The organism is Rubneribacter sp. (genome assembly GCF_965361815.1).
The window spans coordinates 1-11018 of the sequence record NZ_CBDTNW010000127.1 but is presented as its reverse complement, the minus strand read 5'-3'; the positions used below and the strand labels follow the sequence as shown (position 1 = coordinate 11018).

Annotated in this window: 8 protein-coding genes; all 8 read left to right on the top strand. The window is 68.8% G+C overall.

Features of this window, described 5'->3' with window-relative positions; all coding sequences use genetic code 11:
• Positions 1-440 precede the first annotated feature (440 nt).
• Positions 441-2327 (top strand): ribonuclease J, encoded by a 1887-nt coding sequence (locus ACWKY3_RS09510; protein WP_449316166.1) that lies wholly within the window; start codon positions 441-443, stop codon positions 2325-2327.
• A 97-nt stretch (positions 2328-2424) separates the two neighbouring features.
• On the top strand, positions 2425-4944 hold the full coding sequence (locus tag ACWKY3_RS09505) for a DNA translocase FtsK 4TM domain-containing protein (protein ID WP_449316165.1): 2520 nt from the start codon (positions 2425-2427) through the stop codon (positions 4942-4944).
• Positions 4945-4948: 4 nt separating this feature from the next.
• A complete protein-coding gene (locus ACWKY3_RS09500; protein WP_449316164.1) occupies positions 4949-6079 on the top strand; it encodes a helix-turn-helix domain-containing protein in 1131 nt (376 codons plus the stop codon).
• A 90-nt stretch (positions 6080-6169) separates the two neighbouring features.
• Positions 6170-6667 (top strand): YajQ family cyclic di-GMP-binding protein, encoded by a 498-nt coding sequence (locus ACWKY3_RS09495; RefSeq protein ID WP_449316163.1) that lies wholly within the window; start codon positions 6170-6172, stop codon positions 6665-6667.
• Positions 6668-6682: 15 nt separating this feature from the next.
• The gene (gene rimO, locus ACWKY3_RS09490; protein WP_449316162.1) at positions 6683-8005 is read left to right on the top strand and encodes a 30S ribosomal protein S12 methylthiotransferase RimO; all 1323 of its coding nucleotides are present in this window, start codon (positions 6683-6685) and stop codon (positions 8003-8005) included.
• 4 nt (positions 8006-8009) lie between these two features.
• Complete coding sequence (pgsA, locus tag ACWKY3_RS09485; protein ID WP_449316161.1) at positions 8010-9176, top strand: CDP-diacylglycerol--glycerol-3-phosphate 3-phosphatidyltransferase; 1167 nt, start codon at positions 8010-8012, stop codon at positions 9174-9176.
• A 237-nt stretch (positions 9177-9413) separates the two neighbouring features.
• Positions 9414-10472 (top strand): recombinase RecA, encoded by a 1059-nt coding sequence (recA, locus tag ACWKY3_RS09480; protein ID WP_449316160.1) that lies wholly within the window; start codon positions 9414-9416, stop codon positions 10470-10472.
• Between the two features lies 1 nt (position 10473).
• A partial coding sequence (locus ACWKY3_RS09475) for a RecX family transcriptional regulator (protein ID WP_449316159.1) occupies positions 10474-11018 on the top strand: 545 nt, incomplete at its 3' end.

Genomic DNA, 11018 nt, shown 5'->3' with positions numbered 1-11018 from the left:
GGCGGCCGTGGGCTGGTGGGAGGCCGCCGAGGCGGCCAACGAGCGCCTCATGCCGCTTATGACCGGGCTGTTCTAGACATCGAACCCCATCCTGGTCAAGGAGGCCCTGCGGCTTCTGGGCTTTCCCGTGGGCGGCGTGCGCCTGCCTTTGGTGGACGCCACGCCGGCTCAGTCGGAGCGCCTTGCGCGCATCATGCGCGAGACGGGGGTGCTCGAGGCGTAAGGGCCAACCGCGCCCGCCCTCGCCCCCGCGCCGACCGACCGGGCCGGCTTGGGGGCGAGGGCTTTGATAAGAAGCGAGGCGCCGCCGCAGGGCGGCGCGAGAATATATCCGCGACGCGCGGAGGACGCAGCCGGCAGGGCCGGATCGTGCGTCATGGGCAGCCGGGGCTTCCGGCTCCTTTCGCATAGGCGACGCGCGTTTGAAGAGAAGGAAGAGCATGGAAGAGAGCAAACCTCGCGCGCAACGCGGAAGCGAACGCGCGCGCAAAAACGATTCGGGCCAGGCCAAGAAGGCGGCCCAGGGCGGCGAGAAGACCCGCTCCTACAAGCACGTCAAGCTGGAGCGCAAGCGCCCGCAGCTGACCAAGGAGGGCGGCGGCGCCCGCCGCTTCAACAAGCAGGGGCAGGCCGACTCGCGGCGCAGCTTCGCCTCGCCGAAGAAGGACGCGAACGCCGCGCTCAAGATCATCCCCTTGGGCGGCCTTGACGCCATCGGCAAGAACATGACCGTGTTCGAGTGCAAAGGCGACATGATCCTGGACGATGCCGGGCTCATGTTCCCGGACGACAACCACCCGGGCGTGGACCTCATCCTGCCCGACTACACCTACGTGCTGCAAAACGCCGACAAGCTGCGCGGCATCATCATCACGCACGGGCACGAGGACCACACCGGCACGCTGCCCTACCTCATGAAGGACCTCGACCGCCAGGTGCCCATCTACGCCACCAAGCTCACGCTGGGGCTCATCGAGGGCAAGTTCGCCGAGCATCGGATCAAAAACGCCAAGCTCGTGGAGATCAAGCCGGGCGACCAGGTGAAGCTCGGCTGCATCACGGCCGAGTTCTTCGCCGTGAACCATTCTATCCCCGGGGCCGTGGGCGTGTTCTTCCAAAGCCCCGCCGGAAACGTCCTGCACACCGGCGACTTCAAGCTGGACCAGACACCCATCGACGGGGTCCACACCGACTTCGGCGCGCTCGCGCGCTACAGCGAGCTGGGCGTGGACCTCATGATGAGCGACTCCACCAACGCCACGAACCCCACGTTCACGCCGAGCGAGGCCGAGGTGGGCAAGGAGCTGGCCAAGATCATCGCCCAGGCCAAGGGGCGCGTCATCATCGCCTCGTTCGCCAGCCATATCCACCGCATGCAGCAGATATGCGACGCGGCGGTGGCCAACGGCCGCAAGGTGGTGGTCACGGGCCGCTCCATGATCCAAAACACCGACATCGCCCGCAAGCTGGGCTACCTGGACATCAGCGACACCGACATCTTAGACGCCTACGACCTCAAGGGCATCCCGCCCGAGCAGGTGGTCATCATGTGCACGGGCAGCCAGGGCGAGCCGCTCTCGGCGCTGGCGCGCATCGCCAACGGCGAGCACAAGACCATCTCCATGGACGAGGGCGACACCGTCATCATATCGGCCACGCCCGTGCCGGGCAACGAGAAGGCGGTCACGCGCGTCATCAACGGCCTGGCCAAGATAGGGGCGGACGTCTACGACAAGAGCCGCGCGCGCGTCCATGTGTCGGGCCACGCCGGCGCGGAGGAGCTGAAGCTGGTCCTGTCCATCGTCAAGCCCCGGGCGTTCATGCCCGTCCACGGCGAGGCCACCCACCTGCGCGCCCACGCACGGCTGGCCGAGGCCACGGGCGTGCCGGCCGAGAACGTGTTCATCTGCGAGAACGGCGAGAGCTTGGAGCTCACCTCGCGCGGCGTGGAGCGCGGGGAGGTCGTGCAGTCGGGCATCGTGTTCGTGGACGACCTGTCGGTGGGCGACACGTCGCAGGACGTGCTCGACGAGCGCAGCGCGCTGGCGGCCCAGGGCTTCGCCGCCGTGGCGGCGGCCGTGTCCCCCAAGAAGAATGGGGTGGCCGGAGCCGTTCAGGTGGAGATGCGCGGCATCACCGGGGGCGACGACGACTACCTGGTGAGGGAGGCCCAAAGCACCGTGAAGAACGCCCTTGGGCGCGCGCTGTCCAAAAACGGCGCCACCGCCAAGGAGGCCAAGAAGGCGGCGCGCGACGCGCTGCTGTCGCTTCTGTGGGAACGCACCAAGACGCGCCCGATGGTGGTTGTGAACCTGCTGGAGGTTTAGGCTATAATGGCCGCATGCGCGTAGACGCGCATGCGGCTCTCACCGGCCGCGGAAGGCCCGCGAAACGAAGTAGTAACGCAGCACGAAGGAGCAGGGCGTGGCCCGGAACCCATCAAGCACATCGAAATCCCGGTCGGCCTCTTCCAAGCCGAAGGCGCGGGCGGCCTCGCCCGCGGAGAAGCGCGCGCGCAAGGCCGGCGCGCCGACCGAGGCGCCCGAGCGGCGCCTGTTCGACGATCGCGTGCGCCGCGACATCGCCGGCGTGGCGCTGGCCGTTCTGGGGGCGGTGCTGTTCGTGGCGGCGGTCCTGCCCACCGATGCGGTGGTGACGTCGTTTATGTCGAGCGCGCTGCACCTCACGCTGGGGCTGGGCGCCTACCTGCTGCCGTTTCTCCTCGTGGCCCTGGGGGCGAGCTTCCTCGTCCGCTTCGATCGCGAGCGCGTCCCGGCGCGCGTCGCGGTGGGGCTGGTCATGATCTTTTTCGCCGCGCTGGTGCTGCTTGCCCTGTTCACGCCTGGAAGCGAGTCGGGAGTGACGGAGCGCCTGTTCGCGGAGGCCGAGCTGACGGCGCGCGGCGGGTATGTGGGCGCCGGGGTCGCCTGGGTGGGTTTGAGCCTGTTCGGCCAGGTTGTTTCCTGCATCCTGATGGTCGGCGTCGTCTTAGCGGGCTTGGCGGTCATCGGGTTTTCCCTCTCGGGCCTCATCGAACGCGTCCAGGACGCGCGGGCGGCCCGCGCCGAGCGCGACGAGGATGACGACGTCCTGGCGGCGCCCCCCTTCGCCCGCATGAGGAGGCCCTCGGCTGCCCGAGTGCCCGTGGTGCCCACGATGGGGGAGGATTTCGAGCAGGCCGAGACGACCGCGTTGCCCAAACCGGCGGAGCGCAGGCGCGGCCGCGCGTCCCGCCCGAAGCGCGTCCCCGAGGCGCAGCTGACCCAGGAGCTTGGCCGCGAGGGCGAGGAGGAAGATGCCCAGGAGGCCCCCCAGATGCTCACCCGCAAGCTGGGAAGGCGGCGCGAGCGCGAGGAGGTCGCCGAGCCGAAAGCGCCCGCGTCCGCAGCTTCGACCGTCCCGCTGGCCGCGCCGCGCCCCGCAGACGGCTTCGAGCTTCCCTCGATGGACCTTCTGGCCGTCTCGAAGGGGTCGAAGAAAGACGGCGCCTCCGACACCGAGCTTAAAGAGACGGCCGCGTGCCTGCAGGAGTCGCTTGAGAGCTTTCAGATATTCGCCGAGGTGGTGGGCTGGGTGGCCGGCCCCACGGTCACGCTGTTCAAGGTGGACCTCCCGGCCGGCGTGCGCGTGAGCCGCATCACCGCGCTCGAAGACGACATCGCGCTTGCGCTCGCCGCGCCGGGCGTGCGCATCTTCGCGCCCATCCCCGGCACGAACTTCGTGGGCATCGAGGTTCCCAACCGCACGCGGCAGACCGTGCTTTTGGGCGACGTCATCAAAGACGCGCCGGACGGGCCGCTGCAGATAGCCATCGGCAAGGACGTGGAGGGCCATCGCATCGTGTCCGACCTGGCCAAGATGCCGCATCTGCTCATCGGCGGCACCACCGGGTCGGGCAAGTCGGTGTCCATCAACGCCATGATCATGTCCATCCTCATGCGCGCCACGCCCTCCGAGGTCCGCTTCATCATGGTCGACCCCAAGCGCGTGGAGTTCACGCCCTACAACGGCATCCCGCACCTCTACGTGCCCGTGGTCACCGAGCCCAAGGAGGCGGCAAGCGCGCTTTCGTGGGGCGTTGCGGAGATGGAGCGGCGCCTGAAGGTGTTCAGCAAGGTGGGCGCGCGCAACATCGGGCAGTACAACGCCAAGGTGCAGGCCGAGCAGGAGGCCGTTCGCGCCGCCGAGGAGGCGGGCGAGGAGCCTCCCGCAAGCGAGCTGGGCGGGGAGCTGCCCTACATCGTCATCATCATCGACGAGCTGGCCGACCTCATGATGAACGTGGGCAAGGAGGTGGAGTTCTCCATCAGCCGCATCGCGCAGCTGGCGCGCGCGGCGGGCATCCACCTCATCGTGGCCACCCAGCGCCCCTCCACCAACGTGGTGACGGGCCTCATCAAGGCCAACATCACCAACCGCATCGCGTTCAACGTGGCCAGCGGCATAGACTCGCGCGTCATCCTGGACACGCCCGGGGCGGAGAACCTCATCGGCCTGGGGGATTTGCTGCTGTCCAAGCCCGAGTTCGCCAAACCCCAGCGCATCCAGGGTTGCTACGTGTCCGAGGACGAGATCAACGCCGTGGTGGCCGCGCTCAAAGAGCAGGGCGAGCCGGAGTATCATTCCGAGATCCTGCAGACCAACCTCATCACGCTGGGCGCGTCGGAGCCTGACGGCAGCGGCGGGTCGGGTTCCTCGGACGATCCGCTCGTTTGGGAGGCCGCCGAGATCGTGGTGTCAAGCGGGCTTGGATCGACGTCCAACATCCAGCGCCGCCTCAAGGTGGGCTATTCGCGCGCCGGTCGTATAATGGACATGTTGGAGGAGAAGGGCGTCGTGGGCCCGCCGAACGGCAGCAAGCCCCGCGACGTGCTCGTGGACGCCATGGAGCTGGAGACGTTGAAGGCGTTCGAGGCCCGGGACGAGTCGAGTCCGGAGGAGTGAGCAGATGGCCCAGGTGAGTTTCGGAACGATCCTTCGCGAGGCGCGCGAGCGCAAGGGCTTGGACCTGTCGGCGGCCGCCCGTAAGCTGCGCATCAGGCCCGACATCCTGCGCGCGATAGAGGAGAACGATTTCTCGCGCATGCCGCCGCGCGGCTATGCGCGCAACATGGTGAACGCTTACGCGCGCCTGGTGGGCCTGAACCCCACCGAGATGACGCGCATGTACCTGGACGAGGCGTACGCCTACCAGGTGGGGCGCGCCCGCACCGATGCGCCGGCGTCGTCCCGCAGAGGCTCTCAGTCCCGCTCCCGCGCCCGCGGCGGCGAGCGGCAGGAAGCCGAGCGGCCGCCGCGTCAAAACGCCCTGGGGCGCACCCTCTACGACGACCGGCGCGACTACGTGCGCGATTACGGAGGTCGCTCGGGCGGGTCGGGGAGGCTCTACTCGGAGGAGCGGACCCATCCCAGCCGCCGCGCGGCGCTTCCCAACTCCCAGTACACCAACTTCTACGCAGGGCCCAAAGCTCCAAGCGCCGTGCAGTCGAAGCTGCCCTTCATCATCGCGGGCGCCGTCATCTTGGTGCTGCTCATCGCGGTGCTGGCGCTTGCGTTCGGCAACAGGGGCGCAGAGTCGCAGGACGCTCCGAAGGTGCCCATCACCGGCGTGACCGACACCACGCAAAGCGGCGAGGGGTCTTCGGGCGCCGAGGGCGCGCCTGCGCAGGAGGCTGCGCCCGCCGAGGTCGCGCCGACGAGCGTGACGGTGGAGTACGAGGTGTCGAACCAGTCCATCTACGCCGTCATCACCACCGACGGGGTTGCGGCGGAGCAGATGATAACCGGTCCCGTGACCGAGACGGTGGAGGTGAGCGGCACCTGGAGCTTCGCCACGTGGGTGAGCGACGCGGTGACGGTGACGGTGGACGGCGAGGAGGTGGCCTTCGACGGCACGGATGCAAGCGGTATGCCGATGTGCACGGTGGACTTCGCTGCCTACCTCGAGCAATGGAAAGCCGACCATCCGGACGCGGCGGATTCCCCGGCCGGGACGTCCGGGTCCTCCACGGCCGGAGCCTCCGGCAGCGGGTCGTCCTCCGGAGCGGGCGGCTCCTCTGCCGGCTCTTCCACCCAATAGCGCTCCCGCACCGTGCGCGGATGCGGTATCCTGTTCGGACGATGATGCGCGCGGCCCGCGAAAGCGCGCGCCTGAGGAAAGGACGGTCACATGGCCAAGGAATCGAGCTTCGACGTGGTGTCGACGGTCGACATGCAAGAGGTGGACAACGCGTTTCAGCAGGCGCGCAAGGAGCTTGCCCAGCGCTACGATCTGAAGGACTCCGGCGCCCAGATAGCGCTTGACAAAGCGGCCGGCGCCTTCACGGTGACGGCGCCGGCCGACTTCGTGGCCCGGCAGGTCATCGACGTGCTGGGTTCGAAGCTGATCCGCCGGGGCATCGACCTGGCCGCCGTCAAGTGGGGCGAGCCCGAGGCCGCCGCCGGGCAGAGCGTCCGGGTGCGCGGTTCTATCGTCGAGGGCATAGACAAGGAGTGCGCCGGGCGCATCAGCAAGGACATCAGGGGCACGAAGCTCAAGGTGAAGGTGCAGATCGAGGGCGACAAGCTGCGCGTGAGCTCGGCGTCGCGCGACACGCTGCAGGAGGTCATCGCCTTTTTGAAGGGCCAAGACTACGGCCAGCCGCTCCAGTACGTCAACTACCGCTGAGGCGGCGCGCGTGCCATGAATTCGAAGACCTTTGCGGATGCCGCCCCTTCCGTGGCGTTCATCACCCTTGGTTGCGCGAAGAACGAGGTTGACACCGCCCATATGCGCAGGCGCCTGGCGCAGGCGGGCTTTGCGCTGGAGGAGGACCCCGCCCGCGCCCACGCGGTGGTGGTGAACACGTGCTCTTTCATACAGAGCGCCACCGAGGAGAGCCTGGAGGCCGTGTTCGACGCGGCGGGGCTTCCCAACGTGGCAGCCGGCGCGCCGCTTGTGGTGGCGGGCTGCATGCCGGCGCGCTACGGCGAGGAGCTGTCCGCCGAGCTGACGGAGGCGCGCGCCTTCGTTCCGTGCAGCCGGGAGGACGACATCGCCGCCGTCGTCGCGGGCGCCCTGGGCCTTGACGGCATCCCGGGAGGCGGGCGGGGATCGGTCGCCGCAGGCAAGGAGGGGATCGGCGAGGCGGTGTCGGCCTACGTGAAGATCTCCGACGGGTGCGACCGCTTCTGCAGCTACTGCACCATCCCTTTCATCCGCGGGCGCTACCGCAGCTTCCCCTACGACGAGGTGCGCGCCGAGGTGGCCGCGCGCGTGTCGGAGGGCGTGCGCGAGATCGTCCTCATCGCGCAGGACACGGGGCGGTGGGGGACCGACCTGCCGCAGCCCTCGTCGCTCGCCTGGCTTGTGGGGGCCTTGGCAGAAGAGTTCCCCGACACGTGGCTTCGCCTCATGTATCTGCAGCCCGAGGGGCTGACCGACGAGCTTCTGGACGCCGTGGCCTCGCACGCGAACGTGTGCGACTACTTCGACATCCCCCTCCAGCACGTGGACCCCGCCATCTTGCGCGCCATGAACCGCCCGGGGTCGCGCGGGGAGTTCGAGGCGCTTGTGCGCCGCGTGCGCGAGCGCATCCCGAACGCGGCGCTGCGCACCACCCTCATCGCGGGCTTTCCCGGCGAAACGGACGAGCAGTTCGAGGAGCTGTGCGACTTCGTGGAGGAGGGGCTGTTCGACTACGTGGGCGTGTTCCCCTACTCGCGCGAGGAGGGCACGCGCGCCTTCGATCTGCCGGGCCAGGTGGACGAGGAGGAGAAGGCCGACCGTGCGCAGCGCCTGCGCGACGCATCCGACGCGGCATGCGCCCCGCGCATCGCCGAGCGGACGGGGCGCGTGATGGACGTGCTGGTGGAGGGCGTGGAGGAGGACGGGCAGCTGTTCGGGCGCGCCATGTGCCAAGCGCCCGAGGTGGACGGCGTCACCTACCTGGCCGCAGGGCGCGCAGGCGAGGTGCGCTCCGTGACGATAACGGGCACGCTCCTCTACGAGATGGAGGGGGAGTGAGGTCGTGAGCGGGGACAGGCGGCTGAATCCAACGTCCGCCGGCAGGCTGTGGACGCCCGCGAACATCGTCACGCTCGTGCGCATCTGCTTGGTGCCCGTGTTCGTGGCGGCTCTCGTGAGCCCCTGGCCGCAATGGTTCGGCCTGCCCCAGGTGGCCGACGATGCGAAAAGCCTTGTTGCGGCGGGTATCTTCATCCTCATATCCTGCACCGACTGGCTGGACGGGTACCTGGCGCGCAGCCGGGGCGAGGTGACGGACTTCGGCAAGTTCATGGACCCGCTGGCCGACAAGATACTCGTTTGCGCGGCGCTGCTCGCCCTCATCGAGCTGGGGGCGCTGCCCAGCTGGGTGGTTCTGGTCATCCTGGCGCGCGAGTTCATTGTGTCGGGCGTGCGCATGGTGGCCGCGAACGAGGGCGTGGTGATCGCCGCCAGCTGGTACGGCAAGGCCAAGACCGTGTTCCAGATGGTGGCGATAGTCCTGTTCTGCGTGAAGGACAGCCATATGGCGGGAAGCGTCCATGCGGCGCTTTCCGACTGGATGTGGACGCTCAGCTGGCTGGTCATGCTGGTGGCGCTCGTGCTCACCGTGGTGTCCATGCTGGACTACATCGCGAAGGCGCGCCGCCTTCTGGGCTTGGGAAGGGGCGGACGCGCCGGCGGGGGCGACGTCGCCGGCGTCGCCGACGAGGAGCTCTCCCGGCTGGCCGCGGCCGTGCTCGACGCGGCGCGCGCGGCGGGGCGCACGCTGGGGACGGCCGAGAGCTTGACGGGCGGACTTGCCGCAGCGGCTCTGACCGCGGTTCCCGGCAGCTCGGAGACGGTGCGCGGAGGCGTGGTGAGCTACGCCTCTGCGGTCAAAAGCGGCCTGCTGGACGTCGATCCCTCCGTCATCGCGTCGAAGGGGGCCGTGAGCCGCGAGACCGCGCTCGCCATGGCCAAGGGCGCGCGCGAGCGGTTGGGGTGCGACGTGGCGGTGTCCATGACCGGCATCGCCGGGCCGGGCGGCGCCGAGCCGGGAAAGCCCGTGGGCACGGTGTGGCTCGCCTGCTGCGACGAGCGCGGCGGCCGCGCCGAGCATCGGCTGTTCTCGGGCACGCGGGAGCAGGTGCGCCGGCAGACCGTGCGCGCGGCCCTGGAGCTTGCCCTCGACGCGCTGGAGGCGCGCTAGATCCGCGCTGGAAGCGCGCTGGAGGGCCGCTGGATCGGCGTTGGGCGGACGGCGGATACGCGTTGGATCGAGGCGCCGTCGCGCTGGATGCGCGCCATGTCCGCGCTGGAGGGTCCCGCTATACTGGATCTGCGGATCCGTTGGAAACCAAGTCTTGACGTTCAAACGGATGTTCGTATAATAGGGAAAAGCGGAAACCACGCGCCGCAGAGCGTCGCCGGGAAGAGAAGGAAGCGCATGAACGAAGAAAAAGAGAAGATGCTCAAGCTGACCACCGATCAGATAGAGACGAAGTTCGGCAAGGGCTCCATCATGAAGTTCGGAGAGGGGGAGCAGGGCCTCAACATCGGCGCCATACCCACAGGATCGCTGCCGCTTGACGCGGCTCTTGGGATCGGGGGCGTGCCGCGCGGCCGCATCGTGGAGGTGTACGGACCTGAATCGAGCGGCAAGACGACGCTCGCCCTCCAGATCCTCGCCGAGGCCCAGGCGCTCGGGGGCATCGTCGCCTTCATCGACGCGGAGCACGCGCTCGATCCCGTGTACGCGGCGCGGCTGGGGGTGGACATCGACGAGGTGCTCATCTCCCAGCCTGACACCGGCGAGCAGGCGCTCGAGATCTGCGACATGCTGGTGCGAAGCGGCGCCATAGACTGCATCGTCATCGACTCGGTGGCGGCGCTCGTGCCCAAGGCCGAGATCGAAGGGGAGATAGGCGACACCACGGTGGGCCTGCAGGCGCGCCTTATGTCCCAGGCGCTGCGCAAGCTGGCCGGCTCGCTTTCCAAGTCCAACACCACCTGCATCTTCATCAACCAGCTGCGCGAGAAGATAGGCGTCATGTTCGGCAACCCCGAGACCACGACGGGCGGACGGGCGCTCAAGTTCTTCTCCAGCGTGCGCATCGACATCCGCCGCATCGACTCCATCAAGAAAGACGGCGAGATCGTGGGCAACCGCGTGCGCGCCAAGGTGGTCAAGAACAAGGTGGCCCCGCCGTTTCGCCAGGCGGAGTTCGACCTCATGTACGGCGAGGGCATCTCGCGCGAGGGCTGCATCGTGGACATGGCCGTGGAGGCGGGCGTGGCGAAGAAGAGCGGCGCCTGGTACACCTACGGCGAGGAGCGCCTCGGCCAAGGGCGCGAGGCGGCCAAGCAGACGCTCAAGGAGAACCCCGATCTGCGCGAGGAGCTGGAGAACAAGGTGAGGGAGGCCTTCGACATCCCCATCATCACCCGGTCGGCCGAGGAGGCCGAGGCCCTGACGCCGGCAGCCAAGCCCAAGGGGAAGAAGTAGCATGACGGCCTCGGCCGAGGAGCTTGCCCGCCTGCGGGAGCGCATGGACGCCATCCTCCGCTCGGATTCCGCCTCCGCCCGGGGTCCGCGGCACGTCGAGGGCCGTCGGGCCGGCCGCGCCGAGGGCGCAGAAGGCCCGCGCGGCTCATCCGGAGCCGCTGCGGAGCCGTTTTCTGATGGGGCATGCGAAGCGGGCGGAGCGGACGAGGCCGAGAGGGCCTTTCGCAAGATAGAGCTCCTCGCCTGCTCGCACGAGCAGGCGAGCGAGGCGCTGCGCAGGAGGCTTGCGCGGGACGGCTTCTCGGCGGAGGCTGCGGAGGCGGCGGTGGGACGGGCGGTCTCCTGCGGGCTTGTGGACGACCGGCGCTACGCCGACGTGCTCGTGCGCAGCCGCCTCGCGCAGGGGCGCGGCGTCCAGGGCATCCGCGCCGAGCTCGCCTCTCTCGGCATAGAGCCGCCTCGCGAGGACGGCTTCGCAGGGGGGCTTTTCGACGACCACGATTCGGAAGTCGAGCGTGCCCCTGGCGTTCTCGAGCGCAAACCCCC